This is a genomic window from Enterobacter cloacae complex sp. SHL018, assembly GCF_049237905.1.
Taxonomy (GTDB): Bacteria; Pseudomonadota; Gammaproteobacteria; order Enterobacterales; family Enterobacteriaceae; genus Enterobacter; species Enterobacter hormaechei_C.
The window spans coordinates 142,071-164,948 of sequence record NZ_JBMKJE010000004.1 but is presented as its reverse complement, the minus strand read 5'-3'; the positions used below and the strand labels follow the sequence as shown (position 1 = coordinate 164,948).

Annotated in this window: 21 protein-coding genes; 9 read left to right on the top strand and 12 right to left on the bottom strand. The window is 56.9% G+C overall.

Annotated elements, in window-relative coordinates:
- Positions 1-33 precede the first annotated feature (33 nt).
- The 3 genes from ACOTY5_RS16380 to aegA form a co-directional block, all read right to left on the bottom strand.
- Positions 34-1,077 (bottom strand): DUF1176 domain-containing protein, encoded by a 1,044-nt coding sequence (locus ACOTY5_RS16380; protein ID WP_045141737.1) that lies wholly within the window; start codon positions 1,075-1,077, stop codon positions 34-36.
- 106 nt (positions 1,078-1,183) lie between these two features.
- A complete protein-coding gene (nudK, locus tag ACOTY5_RS16375; protein WP_017692952.1) occupies positions 1,184-1,777 on the bottom strand; it encodes a GDP-mannose pyrophosphatase NudK in 594 nt (197 codons plus the stop codon).
- Between the two features lie 67 nt (positions 1,778-1,844).
- Complete coding sequence (gene aegA / locus ACOTY5_RS16370; protein WP_072044146.1) at positions 1,845-3,821, bottom strand: formate-dependent uric acid utilization protein AegA; 1,977 nt, start codon at positions 3,819-3,821, stop codon at positions 1,845-1,847.
- A 152-nt stretch (positions 3,822-3,973) separates the two neighbouring features.
- Between aegA and narQ the strand changes: the two genes are divergently transcribed.
- Entirely contained in the window at positions 3,974-5,668 is a 1,695-nt protein-coding gene (gene narQ, locus ACOTY5_RS16365; RefSeq protein ID WP_062934020.1) for a nitrate/nitrite two-component system sensor histidine kinase NarQ, read from the top strand.
- Positions 5,669-5,809: 141 nt separating this feature from the next.
- The gene (acrD, locus tag ACOTY5_RS16360) at positions 5,810-8,923 is read left to right on the top strand and encodes a multidrug efflux RND transporter permease AcrD (protein ID WP_017383494.1); all 3,114 of its coding nucleotides are present in this window, start codon (positions 5,810-5,812) and stop codon (positions 8,921-8,923) included.
- 109 nt (positions 8,924-9,032) lie between these two features.
- On the opposite strand, the gene ypfM is transcribed toward acrD, so the two are convergent.
- Positions 9,033-9,092 (bottom strand): protein YpfM, encoded by a 60-nt coding sequence (ypfM, locus tag ACOTY5_RS16355; protein WP_015572204.1) that lies wholly within the window; start codon positions 9,090-9,092, stop codon positions 9,033-9,035.
- A gap of 387 nt (positions 9,093-9,479) precedes the next feature.
- Between ypfM and ACOTY5_RS16350 the strand changes: the two genes are divergently transcribed.
- The 3 genes from ACOTY5_RS16350 to ACOTY5_RS16340 are packed head-to-tail and all read left to right on the top strand — an operon-like array spanning position 9,480 to position 11,189.
- Complete coding sequence (locus tag ACOTY5_RS16350) at positions 9,480-9,836, top strand: ArsC family reductase (protein ID WP_015572203.1); 357 nt, start codon at positions 9,480-9,482, stop codon at positions 9,834-9,836.
- Between the two features lie 3 nt (positions 9,837-9,839).
- Entirely contained in the window at positions 9,840-10,967 is a 1,128-nt protein-coding gene (gene dapE, locus ACOTY5_RS16345) for a succinyl-diaminopimelate desuccinylase (RefSeq protein ID WP_017383496.1), read from the top strand.
- A 24-nt stretch (positions 10,968-10,991) separates the two neighbouring features.
- Positions 10,992-11,189 (top strand): YpfN family protein, encoded by a 198-nt coding sequence (locus ACOTY5_RS16340; RefSeq protein WP_000383991.1) that lies wholly within the window; start codon positions 10,992-10,994, stop codon positions 11,187-11,189.
- A 39-nt stretch (positions 11,190-11,228) separates the two neighbouring features.
- Here ACOTY5_RS16340 and ypfH read toward each other — a convergent pair whose 3' ends face one another.
- The 6 genes from ypfH to dapA all read right to left on the bottom strand — a co-directional run bounded on the left by ypfH (position 11,229) and on the right by dapA (position 17,686).
- A complete protein-coding gene (gene ypfH, locus ACOTY5_RS16335; RefSeq protein ID WP_045141741.1) occupies positions 11,229-11,924 on the bottom strand; it encodes an esterase in 696 nt (231 codons plus the stop codon).
- Positions 11,925-11,997: 73 nt separating this feature from the next.
- Entirely contained in the window at positions 11,998-13,944 is a 1,947-nt protein-coding gene (locus ACOTY5_RS16330; protein WP_045141742.1) for a tRNA(Met) cytidine acetyltransferase TmcA, read from the bottom strand.
- On the bottom strand, positions 13,944-14,813 hold the full coding sequence (locus ACOTY5_RS16325; protein ID WP_001303362.1) for a neutral zinc metallopeptidase: 870 nt from the start codon (positions 14,811-14,813) through the stop codon (positions 13,944-13,946). Before ACOTY5_RS16325 ends, ACOTY5_RS16330 begins: the two co-directional genes overlap by 1 nt.
- A gap of 120 nt (positions 14,814-14,933) precedes the next feature.
- Entirely contained in the window at positions 14,934-15,647 is a 714-nt protein-coding gene (purC, locus tag ACOTY5_RS16320; RefSeq protein WP_001171626.1) for a phosphoribosylaminoimidazolesuccinocarboxamide synthase, read from the bottom strand.
- 109 nt (positions 15,648-15,756) lie between these two features.
- A complete protein-coding gene (gene bamC / locus ACOTY5_RS16315) occupies positions 15,757-16,791 on the bottom strand; it encodes an outer membrane protein assembly factor BamC (RefSeq protein WP_045141744.1) in 1,035 nt (344 codons plus the stop codon).
- 16 nt (positions 16,792-16,807) lie between these two features.
- On the bottom strand, positions 16,808-17,686 hold the full coding sequence (gene dapA / locus ACOTY5_RS16310) for a 4-hydroxy-tetrahydrodipicolinate synthase (RefSeq protein ID WP_045141745.1): 879 nt from the start codon (positions 17,684-17,686) through the stop codon (positions 16,808-16,810).
- Between the two features lie 145 nt (positions 17,687-17,831).
- Between dapA and ACOTY5_RS16305 the strand changes: the two genes are divergently transcribed.
- On the top strand, positions 17,832-18,401 hold the full coding sequence (locus ACOTY5_RS16305) for a glycine cleavage system transcriptional repressor (RefSeq protein WP_000213743.1): 570 nt from the start codon (positions 17,832-17,834) through the stop codon (positions 18,399-18,401).
- Entirely contained in the window at positions 18,401-18,871 is a 471-nt protein-coding gene (gene bcp, locus ACOTY5_RS16300; RefSeq protein ID WP_045141746.1) for a thioredoxin-dependent thiol peroxidase, read from the top strand. The genes ACOTY5_RS16305 and bcp overlap by 1 nt, the downstream gene beginning before the upstream one ends.
- A 37-nt stretch (positions 18,872-18,908) precedes the next feature.
- On the opposite strand, the gene ACOTY5_RS16295 is transcribed toward bcp, so the two are convergent.
- Complete coding sequence (locus ACOTY5_RS16295; RefSeq protein ID WP_003860546.1) at positions 18,909-19,973, bottom strand: AI-2E family transporter; 1,065 nt, start codon at positions 19,971-19,973, stop codon at positions 18,909-18,911.
- 220 nt (positions 19,974-20,193) lie between these two features.
- Between ACOTY5_RS16295 and bepA the strand changes: the two genes are divergently transcribed.
- Together bepA and arsC are read left to right on the top strand one after the other, a co-directional pair.
- The gene (gene bepA, locus ACOTY5_RS16290) at positions 20,194-21,657 is read left to right on the top strand and encodes a beta-barrel assembly-enhancing protease (RefSeq protein WP_015572197.1); all 1,464 of its coding nucleotides are present in this window, start codon (positions 20,194-20,196) and stop codon (positions 21,655-21,657) included.
- 13 nt (positions 21,658-21,670) lie between these two features.
- Positions 21,671-22,027 (top strand): arsenate reductase (glutaredoxin), encoded by a 357-nt coding sequence (gene arsC / locus ACOTY5_RS16285; protein ID WP_017383503.1) that lies wholly within the window; start codon positions 21,671-21,673, stop codon positions 22,025-22,027.
- Here arsC and ACOTY5_RS16280 read toward each other — a convergent pair.
- Positions 22,024-22,848, bottom strand: a complete 825-nt coding sequence (locus ACOTY5_RS16280; RefSeq protein ID WP_045141747.1) for a homeodomain-like domain protein — start codon at positions 22,846-22,848, stop codon at positions 22,024-22,026. The genes arsC and ACOTY5_RS16280 overlap by 4 nt on opposite strands.
- Positions 22,849-22,878 lie beyond the last annotated feature (30 nt).

Sequence of the window (22,878 nt, the reverse complement as noted above, 5' to 3'; positions counted from 1 at the left end):
GCCGGGTAAGCGACAGCGCCACCCGGCAAAACCCTACCTTGTGATCCACAGCGTGGGCCAGGCATCTGGCCCATTCCAGTTATCACAGCTTGGCTCTTCCGCGTAGCGTACCAGGCGGAAGCGCTGGCCGTTAAAACGCCAGCGGGTCTGGATCCCACAGTCGCCAATCCCGCGTCCCAGCGCCAGCGTGGTCAGCTCGCGCGTTTTTTCGTCGAAGCTGGCATTCATCAGCTCCATGTCGCTACTCTGGCTGGAAGGGGTAAACGGCAGACGCAATCTCACGCTCCTGGCCGAAAATGGTTTTTTACGCGGCACCAGCCACGCCAGGTCGACGGTGTTGTACGCCCCCGCCTCACAGCTGATGATCATCAGCGCTTTGTCATCGGTCAGCGCGGTCACGCGCACTTCACGCCGGTTCGGATCGAGAGAGCACTGGCTGTGGTTCATGCGCCAGGTACCGTAATCCAGCAGATCGTTGAGTTCGTTATGCGTCAGCGGCGTTGGCGTGGGGTTCACCACCGCCACCTTTTTTAATGCCGGCGCAGGCGGCACGCTCAGCGGTGGACTATCCCCTTTTTTAATCCACGCCGTTTCACTTCCGACGCGTTTTTGCTGGGCATCGATAAACAGCAGCGCCGCTTTCAGACCGGCCAGAGAAATTGTCTGCTTCCCCCCGCGCAGGGTCAGCGCCTGCCCTTCCTGAATGGTTTTCAGAAACGTGGTGATGGTGGCCGTATCGTCTGTTTTAAGATGCCAGGGGGCTAACTGCCAGTGTTGCGACGTGAGTTTAAGCGGCACATTGTCGAGCAGCAGGCGCGGGGCGATGTCAGGCTCTTTCACCGGTGGCGCCGAAAGCCCGCCGAGATCGATGCGCAGGCTGGCGTCCGTTTTTGCCCCCGCACTGCGGCTCAGCGTCATGACCAGACCGCGATGCTCGCCGGTATTGCGCGCTACGCAGAAGTTCTGGTTATTGCAGGTCACCTGCCAGTCTGAAAAAGACTGCTGCGCAGGCGCAGCCCACACCAAAGGCGCGGGAAGCACGCAAATGAAGAAGAGAAGATAAACGCAGTAGCGCATGAACGGCACAGCCCCGGAAACGAATAGGTCAATCTGGGGCGTATCTTCGTGCCCTGGGCGGGCTGGCTCAATCGGATTTATCGGATAGATTTATCTGAAATACAACTTATCGCGCTTCCGCCGCCGCATTCATCAGCCCGCTGGTTTGCAGATACTGCAACAGGATCACCGCTTTACCGTCGCGGATCTCACCGCGTTTCACCATGTCGACAGCCTGAGCGAAAGGCATTTCCAGCACTTCAATGTCTTCATCGTCCACGCCGCCGCCCCGGTGCGTGCGCTGAGCATCGGTATATTCCGCAATGAAGAAGTGAACCAGCTCGGTAACCCCGCCAGGGGACATAAACAGCTCAAAGACTTTCTGCACCGCACCCACTTCAAAACCCGTCTCCTCAATGGCTTCTTTGCGGATACACACTTCCGGCTCATCGTCATCAAGCAGACCTGCACAGGTTTCAATCAGACGTCCGTCCGCGTTGCCATTGACCCATGTCGCGATGCGAAACTGGCGGATCAGCACCACGCTTTGCTTTTCACGGTTATACAGCAGGATGGTTGCACCATTGCCCCGGTCGTAGACTTCGCGTTTATGGCGAATGACGTCCCCGTTCTTACGGGTGAGATCGTAAGTGATGTTACGCAGGACAAAGTAATTTTCAGAAAGGATTTTGTCTTTAATAACGGTAATGTTCAGGGACATACGGGCTCCACGGCAAAATGAGTCTGTTTATACTACGCCGTGATGCCCGCTTTGTCGCCCGTCTGCATTAATGCAAGTTGCGCGGCGGCACGCCAAGCCAGTCCATGATCCCCTGCGCGGCATGGCGCCCTTCCGCCATCGCGGTGACCACCAGATCCGCACCGCGTACCGCATCACCGCCAGCAAAAATCTGCGGATTCGAGGTCTGGTAGCGATAACGGCTCTCCACGGAGGCCCTGATGCGCCCCCAGTCGTCGGTGTCGACGCCCTGCGCCTGAAGCCACGGCATGGCGTGCGGATTAAAACCAAACGCCATGATCACCGCATCCGCTGGCATGACAAACTCACTGCCCGCCACCGGGACAGGACGCCGCCGCCCCTGCGCATCCGGCTCGCCCAGCCTGGTGCGCAGCATCCGGATACCGTTAACCTTCCCGTCGGTATCCAGCGTGAGCTCAACCGGCTGGACATTAAATTCAAACGCTGCGCCCTCTTCTTTCGCGTTTTTAACCTCTTTCTTTGAGCCCGGCATGTTGGCCTCGTCCCGCCGATAGGCGCAGGTTACTTTCGCCGCGCCATGCCGCAGCGCGGTGCGCACGCAGTCCATCGCCGTATCGCCCCCGCCGAGCACCACCACGTTTAAACCCTGTGTGTCGATAAACGGTTCGTCTGCGGCAGGATCAAGGCCCATCACGTTCCGCGTGTTTGCCACTAAAAACGGCAGCGCGTCGTACACGCCCGGCGCGTCTTCGTGAGGGATACCCGCTTTCATGGAACGATAGGTCCCTACGCCGATGAACAGGGCATCGTAGTCGTTTTGCAGTTGGGCCATCGACACGTCTTTTCCCACCTCGCAGTTCAGCTCGAAGCGGATGCCCATCGCGCTGAATATCTCTCTGCGCCGCGCTAACAGGGATTTATCCAGCTTGAAGGCCGGAATACCAAAGGTCAGCAATCCGCCGATTTCCGGATGGCGGTCGTAGACCGTCACGCCGACGCCGCTGCGCACCAGCACGTCGGCGCAGGCCAGCCCTGCCGGACCGGCGCCGATGATGGCGACGCGCTTACCGACCGGCTTAACGTGGCTGACGTCCGGCGTCCAGCCCATCGCCAGCGCCCGATCCGAGATATACCGTTCGATATTACCGATGGTTACTGCCCCTGACGCATCCCGCAGGGTGCAGGCGCCTTCACATAATCGATCCTGTGGGCAGACGCGGCCGGTAATTTCCGGTAAACAGTTAGTCTGGTGAGAAAGCTCAGCCGCACCGACGATATCCCCCGCCCCGATCCGCTCAATCCACTGGGGAATGTGGTTATGCAGCGGGCAGGTCCACTCGCAAATGCTATGCTCGCCACATTTCAGGCACCGGGATGCCTCACGCTGCGCCTGTTCCGGGCGAAACGGCAGGTAGATCTCGTTAAAATGGTATGCGCGTGCTTCGGGGCTGAGCTTATCCGGCTCACCGCGCGCCGGGGTGTTTTGCATCTGTTGCCGTTTGGTTTGCGGAGGGGCTGACTGAACCGCCTCGCTGTGCCACGGCAGCGCGTCCAGCCTTGCGCTGCGCTGTCGGCGCTGCTTAACCAGCTTATCCAGTACGGCTGGGGTGGCGAGCGTAAGCACCTCCGCCGGGCAGTTTTCCACGCAGGCCGGGCCTTGCGGCCTTTCCAGGCAGAGGTCGCATTTGTGCGCCGAGGCCTTTACGCTGTCGTTTTGCAGCGGGGTGATCAGCATGTCCATCGTGCCAAACGGACAGGCCACCACGCAGGCTTTACAGCCAATGCATTTTTGTTGATTGACCTGTACGCTGTCGCTGTGTTGCGTGATGGCTCCGTTCGGGCAGCTTTGCGCGCAGGGCGCGTTTTCACAGTGGTGGCAGGTCACGGGGCTTTTTCGCAAGCCTGAGGTAAGGACCGTAATGCGGGGATGAAAATGGCGCTCGCTCAGCGCGTGCTGCTCCCCGTTGTGCGCCATCACACAGGCAACTTCGCAGGCGCGACAACCGATACACTGTTGAGCGTTGGCCATAATAAAACGATTCATAACAACACCTGTTTTTGGTTCAATAACCTTATTCTTTCTATTGTTATCGTATTTACCCACAGCGGCATGGCGACGCAATGTTCAAATGCCCAGGAAGCCGAACTATTTCCAGTGAACCTGTGGCAGATCAATTTAATTCAGGAAGCTGATGAGTGACCGTTAAACGCCCCGTATCGGGAAGCCTGGCTCGGGCTTTCTTTTCGATGATTGTCTTGTCCGTTCTGATCAGCGCCATTGCGCTGGTCACACTCGCCAGCAGCCAGCGCGACGCCGAGGCGATTAACATCGCCGGCTCGCTGCGTATGCAGAGCTACCGCCTGGGCTACGAAATGCAGCGCGCCGGCCCATCGCTGGCAGAGCACCGCGCGGTCTGGCAAAAAACGCTGAGAGCGCCTGCGTTGCAGAAGCTAAACCGCTGGTATGTGCCAGAGGACGTCAAACAGCGTTACCAGCAGTTGCACCTTGGCTGGCAGGAGATGGACACGCGCATCGCCAGCGGCGATACCGGGTGGTATCAGAACCACATTGAGGATTTCGTGGGCCGGATAGATTCCTTTGTGCTGGCGCTACAGCACTACACCGAACATAAAATTCAGCTGGTGATTTTCATGTCGCTGACGGGTGGCCTGGGCATCCTGCTGCTGGCGGTGGTGACCCTGCGGCGCATCCGCCGTCAGGTTGTGCTGCCGCTGAATAATCTGGTGGCGGCGAGCGAGCGTATCGAACAGGGGCAATTCGACACTCCCGCGCCGGATACTACGCTTCCCAACGAGCTGGGCCAGCTTTCCCGCGCCTTCAACCATATGTCGGCGGAATTACACACCCTGTACCGTTCACTTGAGCGCTCCGTTGCTGAAAAAACCCGCCACCTGAATGAAGCGCATCAGCAGCTCGAAATGCTGTTCAAATGCTCACAGGCGTTGAATACCGGGCAGATAGACAGCCACTGCTTCCGGCATATTTTGCAGATTGTGCATGACTATACGCAGATGAATTACCTGCAATTGCGCACCAGTGACGACTGGCAGCTTTACGAAGGACAGGAGTCCCCGGGCGAGAAAATGCACAATTTACCGGTGTTAATGCAGGACACCCTGTACGGCGAACTGCGCTGGCAAAGCGCGACCGGGGATGTTCCGCTGCCGCTCATGGAAAGCGTGGCGACGATGCTGGGCCGGGGGCTCTATTTCAATCAGGCGCAGAAACATTATCAGCAGCTGCTGCTGATGGAGGAGCGCGCCACCATCGCGCGCGAGCTGCATGATTCGCTGGCGCAGGTGCTCTCCTATTTGCGTATTCAGCTTACGCTGCTGAAGCATGCCGTGCCGGGCGACAATGCCCCGGCGCAGGCTATCATCACGGACTTCTCCCGCGAGCTGAATAACGCCTGGCATCAGCTACGCGAGCTGCTCACCACCTTCCGCCTGACGCTCAATCACGCCAATCTTCCTGCCGCGCTACAGGAGTCTCTCGACGGGTTGCAAAGCCAGACCCGCGCGAAGCTGGTGCTCGACTGCCGTCTCTCATCGCTGGCGCTGGACGCACAAAAACAGGTGCACCTCTTACAGATTGTGCGTGAGGCAGTGCTGAATGCGATTAAACATGCCGACGCGAGCGAGATTGTGGTCAGCTGCGTCACCACCGCGGACGGCACTCACACGGTCACGATCCGCGACAACGGCATTGGTATCGGCGACGCCAGCGAACCGCCGGGGCATTACGGGCTGAATATCATGCGCGAACGCGCGGGACGGCTCGGCGGGACATTACACTTTTCTCAGCCGCCACAGGGCGGGACACAGGTCAGCGTAACGTTCCAGACGCCTGCGGCCCAGGCTGAAAAATAGCGAGAAAGAAGGCGCGCTGAAAAAAGCGCATGATAATTTACATTATCTCCTTTATTTCTCCACGTTTGACCTGGGCCTTACCGCTAAAGTTAGGCGGGCAATAAACAATAATGACGTGCAGCAAAACGAGGTCACACTTTAATGGCGAATTTTTTCATCGATCGCCCCATTTTTGCCTGGGTGCTTGCAATCCTGTTGTGTCTGACGGGTGTCCTGGCGATTACGTCCCTTCCTGTTGAGCAATACCCTGACCTCGCGCCCCCCAACGTGCGTATCACGGCGAACTACCCTGGCGCCTCGGCACAGACGCTGGAAAATACCGTCACCCAGGTTATCGAGCAGAACATGACGGGTCTCGATAACCTGATGTACATGTCCTCACAGAGCAGCGCCACGGGCCAGGCGACGGTAACCCTGAGCTTTACGGCGGGCACGGATCCGGATGAAGCGGTGCAGCAGGTGCAAAACCAGCTGCAATCGGCCCTGCGTAAACTGCCTCAGGCGGTGCAGAACCAGGGGGTGACCGTGCGTAAAACCGGTGACACCAATATTTTGACCATCGCGTTTGTTTCAACCGATGGCTCAATGGATAAGCAGGACATAGCGGACTACGTCGCCAGTAATATTCAGGACCCGCTCAGCCGTATCAACGGCGTGGGTGATATCGACGCCTACGGCTCGCAGTACTCCATGCGTATCTGGCTGGATCCCAACAAGCTGAACAGCGTGCAGATGACCGCCAAAGATGTCACCGACGCTATCGAATCGCAGAACGCCCAGATTGCCGTGGGGCAGCTCGGCGGTACGCCGTCCGTGGACAACCAGGCGCTTAACGCCACCATCAACTCCCAGTCGCTGCTCCAGACACCTGAACAGTTCCGCAATATCACGCTACGCGTGAATCAGGACGGTTCGGAAGTGCGTCTGGGGGATGTCGCCACCGTGGAAATGGGGGCGGAAAAATATGACTACCTGAGCCGCTTCAACGGCAATGCCGCGTCCGGGCTGGGGGTGAAACTGGCCTCCGGCGCCAACGAAATGGCGACCGCGCAGCGGGTGCTAGAGCGTCTGGATGAGCTGTCGCATTTCTTCCCGCACGGACTGGAGTACAAAGTCGCCTACGAAACCACCTCGTTCGTAAAAGCCTCCATCGAAGATGTGGTGAAAACCCTGCTCGAAGCTATCGCGCTGGTGTTCCTCGTGATGTACCTGTTCCTGCAAAACTTCCGCGCTACGCTGATCCCCACGATTGCGGTGCCGGTGGTGCTGTTGGGTACCTTTGCGGTGCTGTATGCCTTCGGTTACAGCATCAACACTCTGACCATGTTCGCCATGGTGCTGGCCATCGGCCTGCTGGTGGATGATGCCATCGTGGTGGTGGAAAACGTTGAGCGCATCATGAGCGAGGAAGGGCTTTCGCCCCGCGAGGCCACGCGCAAATCGATGGGACAGATTCAGGGCGCGCTGGTCGGTATCGCCATGGTGCTGTCGGCGGTATTTATCCCGATGGCGTTTTTTGGCGGCACCACGGGCGCGATTTATCGCCAGTTCTCGATCACCATCGTCTCTGCAATGGTGCTCTCCGTACTGGTGGCGATGATCCTTACCCCTGCCCTGTGCGCGACGCTGCTGAAACCGCTGCATAAGGGCGAACACCACGGTCAAAAAGGCTTCTTCGGCTGGTTTAACCGCATGTTTAACCGCAATGCGGCGCGCTATGAAGCGGGCGTGGGTAAAGTACTGCACCGCAGCGTGCGCTGGATGGTGGTTTATGTCCTGCTGCTCGGCGGCATGGTCTTCCTGTTCCTGCGGCTGCCAACCTCGTTCCTGCCGCTGGAAGATCGCGGCATGTTTATCACCTCCGTACAGTTACCCAGCGGCTCGACCCAGCAGCAGACCCTGAAAGTGGTGCAGAAGGTTGAGAACTACTTCCATACTCAGGAGAAAGATAACGTGGTCTCCGTCTTCTCCACCGTCGGCTCTGGCCCTGGCGGTAACGGGCAGAACGTGGCGCGTATGTTTGTGCGCCTGAAAGACTGGGACCAGCGCGACAGCGATACCGGCTCCTCCTTTGCCATCATTGAGCGTGCAACCAAAGCGTTCAACAAAATCAAGGAAGCGCGCGTTTTCGCCAGCAGCCCGCCCGCCATCAGCGGCCTGGGCAGCTCAGCCGGGTTTGATATGGAGCTTCAGGATCACGCGGGCGCCGGGCATGACGCGTTGATGGCTGCTCGCGACAAGCTGCTGGAGCTGGCCGGGAAAGATCCGCAGCTTACCCGTGTTCGTCATAACGGTCTGGATGACAGCCCTCAGCTACAGGTGGATATTGACCAGCGTAAAGCGCAGGCGCTGGGCGTCTCCATCGACGACATTAACGACACCCTGCAAACGGCGTGGGGCTCAAGCTACGTGAATGACTTTATGGATCGCGGCCGCGTGAAGAAGGTCTACGTTCAGTCTGCCGCCAAATACCGCATGCTGCCGGACGATATCAACCGCTGGTATGTGCGCAATAACACCGGCGGCATGGTGCCGTTCTCGGCGTTTGCGACGTCACGCTGGGAGACCGGTTCACCGCGTCTGGAGCGTTACAACGGCTATTCGGCGCTGGAGATTGTCGGTGAAGCCGCGCCGGGCGTCAGTACCGGTACCGCAATGGATATAATGGAAAAACTGGTTCAGCAGTTACCGACCGGCTTTGGCCTGGAGTGGACGGCGATGTCCTACCAGGAACGGCTTTCCGGCGCTCAGGCGCCTGCCTTGTATGCCCTTTCGCTGCTGGTGGTGTTCCTCTGTCTGGCGGCGCTGTATGAAAGCTGGTCAGTGCCGTTCTCGGTGATGCTGGTGGTGCCTCTCGGGGTCATCGGAGCGCTGCTGGCAACCTGGATGCGCGGCCTGGAAAATGATGTCTATTTCCAGGTCGGACTCCTCACCGTAATCGGATTGTCGGCGAAAAACGCCATTCTGATCGTCGAATTTGCCAATGAGATGAATGCCAAAGGTCACGAACTGATGGCCGCCACGCTGCACGCCTGTCGTCAGCGCCTGCGTCCGATCCTGATGACTTCTCTGGCGTTTGTGTTTGGCGTCCTGCCGATGGCCACCAGCTCCGGCGCAGGCTCCAGCAGCCAGCACGCGGTGGGAACGGGCGTTATGGGGGGAATGATTTCGGCGACGATTCTGGCTATCTATTTCGTACCGCTGTTCTTTGTGCTGGTACGCCGTCGTTTCCCGCTGAAGGATAAGCCGGAATAACACGTTGAAATAAAAAAGGCGGCTTTACAGGCCGCCTTTTTATTGTGTGATTCTTTCACACTATGGTTATTTTAGTTAATTAAGTGCTCTTGCATTTCTTACCGGAAATTCATTTACGAAGCATGCCTTCGATAAAATCTTTCCAGTTCCCCAGTTCACGTTCAATCATAACAACCTCTCTTATTATTATGTGCATTCTACGAAAACGTATCATCATTGTGAAGCCACTTTAACCGATTGCTGTGATTGAACCCCGCTGTGCTGGTAGGTTTAGGATCACTATGAGCGTTGTCGGGTAAATTTTATGTGACCTACAGCAATATTTTGAAATAGTCGGGAAAATGACAGCATTTTTAATTTCCCCCTGAGTTTATTGGCAATTTAAACAGGGTGGACAACTATGCTTAAAAGATGAAAGACTATTCAGCTTACAGCTGTTCGTTGAATTATGGAGAATTGTAAATCCCGAAAAATTCCGAATGTGTTATATTCCACTTAAGGATATATCTTCGAAAATATTGAACATTTAACCCACAAAAGAACAAAAGGATTCACTATGGTTGTGATGTACGGCATTAAGAATTGCGACACGATTAAAAAAGCCCGCCGCTGGCTGGAAGCACACAACATCGACTATCGCTTCCACGATTACCGTGCCGACGGGCTTGACCCCGCGTTTCTCCATTCCGCCATCAACGAACTGGGATGGGAAGCGCTACTGAATACACGCGGGACCACCTGGCGAAAACTGGATGAATCTCTCCGGGCCACGATCAACGACGCCGACAGCGCAGCCAAACTGATGCTTGAAATGCCGGCAATCATCAAACGCCCATTGCTCTGCAAGCCAGGTCAGCCTATGCTGCTGGGTTTCAGTGAAACCCTTTATTCAGATTTATTCGTTGAGGTGTAGTCTATGTCATGCCCGGTCATTGAGCTGACTCAGCAGCTTATTCGCCGTCCTTCCCTTAGCCCGGACGACGCAGGTTGTCAGGCATTAATGATTGAGCGCCTGCGTGCCATCGGTTTTACCGTGGAGCACATGGATTTTGGCGATACGCAGAACTTCTGGGCATGGCGTGGTCAGGGAGAGACGCTGGCATTTGCCGGACATACTGACGTAGTTCCCGCAGGCGACGCAGACCGCTGGATCAACCCGCCTTTTGAGCCGACCATCCGCGACGGCATGCTTTTCGGACGCGGCGCTGCGGACATGAAAGGTTCTCTGGCTGCGATGGTCGTGGCGGCAGAGCGTTTCGTCGCCCAGCATCCGAACCATAAAAACCGTCTTGCGTTTTTGATTACCTCCGATGAAGAAGCCAGCGCCCACAACGGCACCGTGAAGGTCGTTGAGGCCCTGATGGCGCGCAATGAACGTCTGGACTACTGTCTGGTGGGCGAACCGTCCAGCACCGAAGTGGTGGGCGATGTGGTGAAAAATGGCCGCCGTGGATCCCTGACCTGTAATTTGACTATTCATGGCGTGCAGGGCCACGTTGCCTATCCGCACCTGGCGGATAACCCGGTACACCGCGCCGCGCCGATGCTGAACGAACTGGTAGGCATTGAATGGGATAAAGGCAACGAATTTTTCCCGCCAACCAGCATGCAGATAGCCAACATCAAGGCCGGCACCGGCAGCAACAACGTCATTCCCGGCGATCTCTTCGTCCAGTTTAACTTCCGCTTCAGCACCGAACTGACCGACGAGATGATCAAAGCGCGCGTGATTGCGCTGCTCGAGAAATATCAGCTGCGCTATACCCTCGACTGGTGGCTGTCTGGCCAGCCGTTCCTGACGCAGCGCGGTAAACTGGTGGATGCGGTGGTGAACGCCATTGCGCACTATAATGAAATTAAACCACAGCTGCTGACAACGGGCGGCACGTCTGACGGACGCTTTATCGCCCGCATGGGCGCACAGGTTGTCGAACTGGGTCCGGTTAACGCGACGATTCACAAAATCAATGAATGCGTGAACGCTGCCGATTTACAACTGCTGGCCCGCATGTATCAACGTATTATGGAGCAGCTCGTCGCCTGACGGGTGCTTAAAGAGGATTAGCGAATGGACTGGCTTTCAAAGTACTGGTGGATTCTGGTGTTGGTATTTCTGGTAGGCGTGCTGCTTAACGTGATTAAAGATCTCAAGCGCGTTGACCATAAAAAGTTCCTTGCCAACAAACCGGATCTTCCGCCGCACCGTGATTTTAACGACAAGTGGGACGATGAAGACGACTGGCCGAAGAAGGACCAGAAGAAGTGATCGCTCTGTTTCCCCTCTCCCTAAAGAGAGGGGGACACCTCACAAAAACTCGACGATATCATCGTCATTCGGCTTACCGCCGCTGAGCGCTTCATCAAAGTAATGTTTCGGTACGGTATAACGCAGATGATCGAGCGCGAACTGCATGCTGCGATCGTCAATGGCATGCCCCAGATCGTCTACGATATCCAGCGTCACATCTCCGCCCTCGCGCATCAGCGTCTCCTGGGCAGCAACCGCATGCGAAAGCTCAATTACCCGGTCTTCCCCCCCATGAATGAGATGGATCGTGGTCTGCGTGGTCGCGCTTTGCGGTAACGTCGCAAAACGCCCGTTAAAGGCAATCACGCGGGACACCAGTCCGGGCTGCGCTTTTACGCTTTCCAGCGACATGATTGAGCCCTGAGAGAAGCCAATCAGCGCAGTTGCGTCGGCGCCTACGCCACTCTGCTGCTGCCAGTAACGCACGGTATCGATAAAGGCTGGCATAGCGGCATCAATACGCGCCTGACGATTCTCCTCCGTCACGCCCTCGACGGAAAACCACTGCCGCCCGTCCGGACCGCACGGCTCCACGCCGCCGATGCTGACGATCAGCGCGTGTGGGAAAACGGGTGCAAACCAGCTGCCAATCTGTCCCATATTGACGGCATTGTCGCCCACGCCATGAAACAGAAGCAGTAGCTGTTTAGCAGGTGTATCCGGGCTTTGCACAACAAAATGGTCATGTTTCATGGCGATCTCCTTAATTGATAAGCAGGATTTTACGCCTCTGCGGGGTAATGACCATGCCACTTTACTGAAGAACTCATTGAAAAAATTGCCATTGCAAAATGTCGGCTTTCAGCTGCTGGCTACGGGAGTAATCAAGCCTTTCAAGCGCGTGAGCGGTTTCCTCGCGTAGCTTCGCCAGCAACGCTTTGCGCCCGAAATCGTGCATATTCCCTTCCATTTTCCCCCGCAGTGCCGGGAGCGGCATGTCCACGGCTAACAACAACCGCGTCAGCGCCGCAACCGAAGTTGAAAACGCCCGGTGAGCAAAGGCAAACCCCGCCAGCTCCAGCCAGTCGTCACTATTAAGGGTAGCTTCCCATGCATCCGTCACCGGGATCTTTTCGCCATTCCAGGCCGACAGGACGCGCATATCACGACATAACCGCTGATGCGCCTGTTCGCAGAGCTGATGCCCCGCCTCGCTCAGCGGCAGCAACGCCATCGCCGTATAGCACCCGCTGCTGGCTTCCCGGTGGCTGCCCATTCGCACCAGCACAAACCCGCACTGCCGCCAGAAACGCCACAGCTCGTCGGTATAGCCAAAGCTGACCGAGAGATAATCTTCTCCGCTGGCACTGCGGATCAGCCGCTGGCCGATGCCTTCCCGCTGGCGATGGGGATGAACCGCAATGCGGCTGACGCGTCGGCCTTTCAGCGTCGCCGCGAGCGGCGAGCCGCCGTGCGCTGCCAGCGACTGCGCCACCAGATTTCCACGCGGCCGACGAAAGCCCGCCCAGACTGCGCGGCTAAGTTCAGGGGGTAATCCCCCCTCCTCCACCAGCCAGAGCGCGCCCGCGATCTCCGCGCCCGCCTGAGCAACAGCAAAGTGCTGGCCGGGGGCGTCCATCATCCGGCGTAAATCGAGGGGTGACGTCCGGTAGTGCGCGGCACACAGCAGTTCATACACGCCTGCCCCGCGCGCCGGATCGCTCTCCCACATCCCGGGCTCCAGCGACGTTAAACGTACCTCGCCTTCCGGTTTGCGATCGATAAGCGCATCGTCGAACAGCAGCGCGTTCGCCACTATCCGCTCAAGGGGACATCCGGCAGCCCAGCGAACTGGCGTGGATAAGGTATAACGCCGCAGCCCGCTAAACCGGGCGCAGAACTTCAGCAGGAATCCCCTGCCCGTGCCTTCATAACCCTGCACCGTGGTGGTCAGCAACACGCGGGGAAAGCGCGACGCCAGCTTCTCCAGCAGCGGGCCGGGGATGGCGGCCGCCTCATCGACAATCAGCCAGTCAGCTTCTGTTGTGGAGGCCAGCAGCGCATCCGGGGCCATAAAGTGAAAATGTTCCCCGGCGAAACGCGCGATGACATCCGTCGCCCCTTTTGCCGGTGCCGTCACGACTGCACTCCCCTGAATGCCGTTGAGCAACATGCCCGCCAGGGCGGACTTTCCGCGTCCGCGCGGTGCCGTCACGGCGGCCACGCCCGCAGGCATGGTCAGAAGAGCGTCGAGGATCTCAGCTTGCTCGCGCTGCGGTTCACCGCTGGCAGGCTGCCAGGCGGGTAAATCTGACGTAACGGGAAGGCACAGAGGACGATGTTGATGCCAGACGATGGCATCTGAATCGGCGGCAAGCGTCCGGCAAAAGTGGTGAACAAAGTGCGGGGTGGCGATCGGCTCGGCGCTGTCGCTCCAGCGTAGAGAATCCGCGTCGGGCCTGTTAGCCCAGACGGAGAACGGCGGCACCAGCAGCATCAGAAGGCTTCCGGCGCGCAGGGTCCCGCTGAGGGCGGCGAAGGCCGAGACGTCAAACCCGCGACGCGCGTCAAAAACGGCGTGCAGGTATTCACGTCCCAGCAGGCCGCTGATGGTCTTAGAGGGGTTTTCCTCCAGCCACAGCCAGTCTCCTGGTAACGTATCGCGCAGAATGGTCGCCTGGCTCAACGTCCACGCTTCATCGCCGCTGAGCACCACCAGCCGGCGGTGCCCGGTACGCTGAAGCTGGTTGACCAGCTGTTCAAACCCCAACATCACATAGCTTTGCCGAAGGTATTACACTGCGACGGGTTGCCGCTGTCGAAGCCACGCTTAAACCAACTGTAGCGCTGCTCTGAGGTGCCATGGGTAAAGCTGTCCGGCACAACGCGCCCCTGGCTCTGCTGCTGCAAGCGATCGTCACCAATCGCCTGTGCGGCATTCAGGGCCTCTTCCAGATCGCCTGTTTCCAGCACGCCCTGCTGCTGCATGCTGTGTCCCCAGACGCCAGCGAAGCAGTCGGCCTGAAGCTCCATGCGTACGGACAGACGATTCACCTCCGCCTGAGAAGCATTCTGCTGCATCTGACGCACTTTAGGCTCAATGCCGAGGAGCTTCTGCACGTGGTGGCCGACTTCATGCGCGATCACGTAGCCCTGGGCAAAATCGCCGTCGGCGCCCAGCTTGCTTTTCATGTCGTCATAGAAGGAGAGATCGATATAGACGGTGCTGTCCGCCGGGCAGTAGAACGGCCCCATAACGGACTGCCCGGTGCCGCAGCCGGTGCGGGTTGCGCCCCGGTACATCACCAGTTTTGGCGGCTGATAAGTCCGCCCCATTTTCTCGAACTGCTGACCCCAGGTATCTTCGGTCGTCGCGAGAATAACGGAAGTAAATTTCGCCGCTTCATCTTCATTCGGGCTGATGGAGCGCTGAGAATACTGCTGCTGTTGCCCGGTTTCACCGGTCATCAAACCGGTCAGGTCGACGCCGTAGTAGCCCGCCACCAGCACGACGACCAGCAGAATAATGCCGCCCTTGCCGCTGGGTAACCGGAAACCTGGCCCGCCCATAGACGGACCACCGCCACCACTGCTGCGTCTGTCTTCTACGTTGTCACTTTCACGACGCCCTTGCCAGCGCATAAACACCTCGAACTATTCCATTTATAATAGCTATGATCGTAGGCGGTTAATGAAAGGATTACCATAGTAAACAAGGATAAGACGCCAAAGGATGCCAACATCCTTTGGCAAATGCGCAGTTTAGTCGAGCTTAACGCCTAAACGGTGAGCAACCGCTTCGTACGCTTCGACCACGCCACCCAGACTCTGGCGGAAACGGTCTTTGTCCATTTTATCCAGCGTCTCTTTGTCCCACAGGCGGCTGCCGTCCGGCGAGAATTCGTCGCCCAGCACCACTTCACCCTTGTACAGACCGAACTCCAGCTTGAAGTCGACCAGGATCAGGCCCGCGTCATCAAACAGCTTTTTCAGCACGTCATTGGCTTTGTAGGTCAGTTCCTGCATGCGCGCCAGGTTCTCTTTGCTTACCCAGCCGAAGGTTTCGCAGTAGGATTCGTTGACCATCGGGTCGTGCATGGCGTCGTTTTTCAGGAACAGATCGAACAGCGGTGGATTCAGTTCGATACCCTCTTCAATGCCCAGACGCTTCACCAGGGAGCCTGCGGCACGGTTACGGATCACGCACTCAACCGGCACCATATCCAGTTTTTTTACCAGACATTCCGTATCGGACAGCAACGCTTCCATCTGAGTCGGGATACCGGCTTCGGCCAGTTTGGTCATAATGAAGTGGTTGAACTTGTTGTTCACCATGCCCTTACGATCGAACTGCTCAATGCGTGCGCCGTCTCCTGCTGACGTATCATTGCGGAATTCGAGCACCAACAGGTCCGGGTTTTCCGTGCTGTATACGGTTTTCGCTTTGCCACGATACAACTCAGCTTGCTTCTGCATCTTCATTACTCCTGGTGTGATGATTTGTATTCAAAACTGGCCATATTATGCCACGCACACGTTTGCGTGGCACGAAAATAAAAAGGGCGGGATTAACCCGCCCTCGTATTTATTTGCTGAATGCGGCCTGGAAGGCAGCGACCAGCGCATCGTTCTGCGCCTGGGTCAGCGTGTGTCCTTTCGGATCGATAAATTGCAGGCTACTGCGGTTATCGAGGTCGCCAACCTGGATTTTGTAGTCACCGGAAGGCAGCTGTGGATCGCTTGCCCCCAGCTCCTGCCAGGCGCTATCAGACAGCGACTTATAGGTCGCTGTGATGCTGCCCGTTGAACGGGTGCTGTCGGTCACCTTCATGCCCACTTTTTCAAGCGTAGCTGGCAGACGCTGCCAGGTCTGGTTAAACGGCGCACGCACCACCAGCATTGGCAGGCCGGTATCGTCTGCACCGCTCTGCACGTCAAACGTTGAACCGTTACGGTTCTGCGCGGCGTTTGCGGCATCGGTGGCGTTCTTATCCAGACCCGCTGCAATCACGTTCAGCATTTCGGTGCTGTAGCGCTGCATGGCGGCCGGATCGGCAACAGGTTTACCCGCCTGCTCAAGATTCAACAGCTTAACGGTAACCGCCTGCTGATAACCCTGCGGCTTAACGGAGACTTGATAACGACCACGATACTGCTGGTCTTCATCGAGACGGTTCCACTCAATCCAGTCGGTGGTTAAGGTCTGGCTGGCGTCGTCGCGTTTATCAATCGTATAGTTTTTCGACTGAATGACGCTCACGACCTGCGGCCACAGCGTGGTACCGCGTGCGCTTTCCACCAGCAGAGAGGCGGTATCACCGGTGAACTGGGTACGCGCACCGCTCACCAGCGCCAGAGGCTGAGCTGGCGGACGAATATCGAGCGCTTTACCCACCAGGCCGCTGCCGTTCGTAACCGGAATATTATAATCACCGTTCTGGATCGGCAGGATCATGCCGGCAGGCGCGTGAAGTTCAGCAAGCGGCGGCGCATCCAGATAGGATTCATCACCGCTCACCTGGCGCTTGTAGCGCGAGTCTGAACTACAGGCAGCGAGGAGCATAACAAGCGAAACACCCGCAACCTTCGCCAGGCGCGACTTCTGTACTGAATAAGCCATCAAATCTCCCTAAACTTTACAGCAAACCGGCATGCTTCAGCGCGCCAGCGACAATTTCACGACCGTGGTCGGTAATCGGTGTCATTGGCAGACGCAGCGTGTCGGTTGCTACAAGCCCCAACTCCTTACATGCCCATTTCACGGGGATCGGATTGGGTTCGACAAATAATTTATTGTGCAACGGCATCAGACGCTGATTAATCACGCGAGCTTCATCAAAGTGACCGGCTGCGGCCAGTTTGCACATGTCAGCCATATCGCGCGCCGCCACGTTCGCCGTCACGGAAATCACGCCGTTACCGCCGAGCTGCATAAAGTCCAGCGCGGTCGCATCATCACCGCTCAACAGGATAAAGTCGTCTGAAACCAGCTCTTTGATCTGATGAACGCGGCTTAAGTTCCCTGTCGCCTCTTTAATCCCGATAATATTTTTTACTTTCGAGAGACGGCCAACGGTTTCCGGCAGCATATCGCAACCGGTACGGGACGGCACATTATACAGAATTTGTGGCAAGTCAGTATGTTCAGCGATGGCTTTGAAATGCTGGAACAAACCTTCCTGGGTAGGACGGTTGTAGTAAGGTGTCACCGTCAGACAGCCAACGATGCCGCTGTCGTTAAAACGCTGAGTCAGGCTAATCGCCTCTGCCGTTGCGTTTGCGCCCGTACCCGCGATGACCGGAATACGCCCGTCAGCCAGCTCAAGGGTCAGCATCACAACGTCGCCGTGCTCTTCGTGGCTCAGCGTTGCGGATTCACCGGTAGTCCCTACCGAAACGATCGCCGAGGTTCCGTTGGCGACATGGTAATCAATGAGCTTCTTCATGCTTGACCGGCAGACATTACCTTTTTCATCCATCGGTGTAACAATCGCGACAATACTTCCCGTGAACATGAGCCATCCTCTGTGCGAACAAGAGCCTCAATGTTACGTTTGGAACTGTAATAAAAGCAAGCGACCTGAGGCTCTCAGGCGGTTGTATGCATGTTTTTTTTATGCTTTCCTTAGGAAGACTTAACCACGCAAAGGAAGAACAGGTTTGACAACCTCATCACAACATTACCTGGTTATCACTGCGCTGGGTGCTGACAGGCCGGGTATCGTGAATACCATCACTCGCCACGTGAGCAGCTGCGGCTGCAACATCGAAGACAGCCGGCTGGCTATGCTTGGCGAAGAGTTCACGTTTATTATGCTGCTTTCCGGAACATGGAATGCCATTACCCTCATCGAATCTACCCTGCCGCTGAAAGGCGCAGAGCTGGATTTACTGATTGTGATGAAGCGCACCACCGCGCGTCCGCGTCCGGCTCTGCCTGCCACGGTCTGGGTACAGGTTGAAGTGCCTGATTCACCTCATCTGATTGAACGTTTTACGGCGCTGTTTGACAGCCATCAGATGAACATTGCCGAACTGGTTTCCCGCACGCAGCCGGGCGATGAGAACGCAATCCCGACGCTGTTTATACAAATTACCGCACACAGCCCTGCCTCGCAGGATGCGTCAAATATCGAGCAAGCGTTCAAAGCCCTCTGTACAGAATTACACGCGCAAGGCAGTATAAGCGTCGTCGATTATTCGCAGCACGAACAGGATGGAGTTGAGTAATGAACCCACTGAAAGCCGGTGATATCGCACCGAAATTTAGCTTACCGGATCAAGACGGCGAGCAAGTAAATTTGACCGACTTCCAGGGACAGCGTGTTCTGGTCTATTTCTACCCGAAAGCCATGACCCCGGGCTGTACCGTACAAGCCTGCGGTTTACGCGACAACATGGATGAGTTGAAAAAGGTCGGCGTGGAAGTGCTGGGCATCAGCACCGATAAGCCAGAGAAGCTGTCACGTTTTGCGGAAAAAGAGCTGCTGAACTTCACGCTGCTTTCCGATGAAGACCACCAGGTTTGCGAGCAGTTTGGCGTCTGGGGTGAGAAGTCCTTTATGGGCAAAACGTACGACGGTATTCACCGCATCAGCTTCCTGATTGGCGCTGACGGTAAAGTTGAGCACGTGTTTGATGATTTCAAAACCAGCAACCACCACGACGTGGTGTTGAACTGGCTGAAAGAGAGTGCCTGATAGTGAGTGTCGGGTGGCGCTGCGCCACCCGGCAAAACTACTTCTCTTCCACCGCCGGCACATCCGGCCACGCATGCACCACGGCTTTAATCAGCGTCGCCAGCGGAATGGCGAAGAACACGCCCCAGAATCCCCACAGCCCGCCGAAAATCACTACCGATAAGATAATCACCAGCGGATGCAGGTTAACTGCTTCGGAGAACAGCACCGGCACCAGCAGGTTCCCGTCCAGTCCCTGAATAATCAGGTATACGGCGAAACAGCTCCAGAACTCCGTACCCAGACCAAACTGGAACAGCGCCACACCGACTACCGGAATGGTCACCACAAACGCGCCGATATACGGGATCAGAACCGAGAATCCGACCAGCACCGCCAGCAGCAGCGAGTAGTTCAGTCCGAAGATCACGAAGCCAATCCAGGTCGCCACGCCCACCACAATCATCTCCAGCACTTTGCCGCGAATGTAGTTGGTGATCTGCTGGTTCATCTCCTGCCAGACCTGACCGGCGAGACCGCGATTGCGCGGCAGCACGCGGCGCACCGCGTTCAGCATCTGCTCTTTATCTTTGACCAGGAAGAACACCATTAGCGGCACGAGAACAAGGTAAACCGCCAGCGTCAGCAGGCCTACCAGCGAGGCCAGAGAGTATTTCACCACCGAGTCACCCATGGTCATGATGCGGGCGCGCATGTTTTCGGCCATCGCATCGATGATCCCGGCGTCCATCAGCGCAGGATAGCGGCGCGGCAGCGTGGCGGCAAAATCAGACAGTTTATTCAGCATGCCGGGCATATCGCGGATCAGGTAGATCCCCTGTTGCCAGGCGATGGGCATCACCACGAAGGACATCAGCAGCAGAATGCCGACAAACAGCACCAGAACAATGCTGGTCGCCCAGCGGCGGGAACAGCCGATATGTTCCAGACGAGCGGTGGGCCACTCCAGCAGATACGCCAGCACAATTGCCACCAGTAGCGGCGCCAGCAGGCCACTAAAGAAGAACAGGATACCGAATCCGGCAACCAGAATGACCAGCAAAGCAATGGCTTCCGGGTCGCTAAACCGACGCCGATACCACTGCATTAACATTTCGAGCATACAACCCTTCCCTGAATCGAATGGCGGGAGTGAGACGGTGAATTGTATCTAACTGTCACAAAAAAGACTTTCCTTTTTGTTTCACTGTCAGGTTTCGCAAAACCCTGATGAATGGGATTTTCTTCATCTCTTAACACGGCTACACTCGCAGAGCAGTGGAGATGAACGTTATGCGGGTTCATCGGTCAAATTAGCACATCCAACATACAGGACAGTGGTTATGTTCAGGCAGTTGAGAAAAACACTGGTTGCGACACTGATTGCCGCCGTGACGGTGGGTCAGGTGTTGCCCGCTTTCGCTGACTCGTCCGATTCATTGCCGGACATGGGCACCACGGCAGGAAGCACGCTCTCCATCGGGCAGGAGATGCAGATGGGTGATTATTACGTACGCCAGCTGCGCGGCAGTGCTCCGCTGATTAACGACCCATTGCTGGTGCAATACATTAACGGTCTGGGAATGCGTCTGGTGGCGCACGCCGACTCGGTAAAAACGCCCTTCCACTTCTATTTAATCAATAACGACGAAATCAACGCCTTCGCCTTCTTTGGCGGGAACGTGGTGCTGCATTCGGCGTTGTTCCGTTATTCCGATAACGAAAGCCAGCTGGCGTCCGTTATGGCGCACGAAATTTCGCACGTCACCCAGCGCCATCTGGCGCGTGCGATGGAAGATCAGAAGCGTAACGCCCCGCTAACCTGGGTGGGCGCGCTGGGCTCTATTCTGCTGGCGATGGCCAGCCCGCAGGCCGGGATGGCGGCGCTCACCGGGACGCTGGCGGGGACGCGTCAGGGGATGATCAGCTTTACCCAGCAGAATGAGCAGGAAGCAGACCGCATCGGCATTCAGGTTTTACAGCGTTCCGGCTTTGACCCGCAGGCCATGCCGAGCTTCCTGGAAAAGCTGCTCGACCAGGCACGCTACTCGTCGCGCCCGCCTGAAATTCTGTTGACCCACCCGCTGCCGGAAAGCCGCCTCTCGGATGCGCGTAACCGAGCCAACCAGATGCGTCCGGTCGTGGTGCAGTCTTCGCAGGATTTCTACATGGCCAAAGTGAGAACGCTTGGCATGTACAACTCCGGACGTAATCAGCTCACCAGCGATCTGCTGGACGCGCTGGCGAAAGGCAACGTGCGCGAGAAGAACGCGGCGCAGTATGGTCAGGCGCTCCAGGCGATGGAGGCCAGCAAATACGATGAAGCGCGAAAAGCGCTACAGCCGCTGCTGGCGGCGGCGCCTGACAATCCGTGGTATCTCGACCTCGCCACCGATATCGATCTGGGGCAGAAAAAAGCGACCGATGCGATTAATCGCCTGAAAGGGGCGAAAGATCTTCGTAATAATCCAGTATTGCAGCTTAACCTGGCGAACGCCTACCTACAGGGCGGCCAGCCCGGCGAGGCGGTGACCATTCTGAACCGCTACACCTTTAACAATAAAGATGACCAGAACGGCTGGGAGCTGCTCGCCCAGGCCCAGGGGCAACTGGGTAACCGCGATCAGGAGCTGGCCGCGCGTGCGGAAGGTCTGGCGCTGGCGGGTCGTCTCGATCAGGCCATTTCCCTGCTGAGCAGCGCCAGCTCGCAGGTGAAGCTTGGCAGCCTGCAACAGGCCCGCTACGATGCGCGAATCGACCAGCTGCGCGGCCTGCAACAACGCTTTAAGCCGTACGAGAAGATGTAATAAAGGAGAAGTCATGACAGACGCGGTAAAAATTTACCATAACCCTCGCTGCTCCAAGAGCCGAGACACCCTCAGCCTGCTGAAGTCTAACGGCATCGAACCGGAAGTGGTGCTGTACCTGGAGACGCCGCCGGACGCGCAGACTATCCGCCAGCTGCTGAAGATGCTGAACATGGGCAGCGCACGCGACCTGATGCGTCAGAAAGAAGATCTGTATAAGTCGCTCAATCTGAACGATACCAGTCTCACTGAAGATCGGCTGATTCAGGCGATGGTCGACAATCCAAAGCTGATTGAGCGCCCGATTGTAGTGGCAAATGGCAAGGCGCGTATCGGCCGTCCGCCGGAAGACGTGCTCGAGATCGTCTAATCGTTACGCCGCAGCGCTTCCAGAAACGCCTGCGGCGTACGCTCTCCCAGCTTTTTCTGCGCTTTTCCCCGGTTGTAAAACTCACACAATTGGATCAACAGCTCTCCCATCGGTTCACTGTTCACCCGCGGAATGATTTCGCGTAACGGCACGGTGACCTGAAGGGCGAGATAATACTGTGAATGCACTTTTACGGTGACGTTATGCTCCGGCAAGTTCACTTCTAGCCCAAAAGTCTCAACAGATTGAATATCAGCCGGACAGGCAGCCAGCACCTCGTTCGTCCAGCGGGTCAGCAACTGCGGCGATACGCCAGCATAAAGCCGGGCGTAACACCAGCCGCTGACGGGTTCACGCGCCCAGAGCAGGTGTTGCTCGCCACCGTCGTCCATATGCAGCGACAGCGGCTGATGATGCAGAAACAGCTTCTGCGGCATGATACCGGCCTTCAGCGCCTTTTTGCCCTGCAACGACGCCCCCTTTTGTTTTACTGAAGCTGGTTTGAGGTAGCGGTTCAGGGTCGCGCGGGAAACGGCGATCCCGAGTCCGTCATTCACCAGCAGCAGCAGATCGTCCAGCGGTGCCCCGGTGATATCCCGCAGGGCATTTATCAGTGTCGCCTGCTCTTGTCTCAGCGCTTTGTGTATCACTTTTGGCGTGGTGTGGTTATCCGAAACCTGGTCGCGGTTGCGCCAGCGCCTGACGGTGGTGACCGAGATCCCCAGCTCAACGGCAAGTTCCCTGTCGCTTTTATCTGACTGCTGAAGATAACGACGGATACGCGGTGTGGTGGTGGCGTTGGCATGCAGTTTGATTTCCATCGCGTCTCTCCGGAACTAATCTTATGAGAT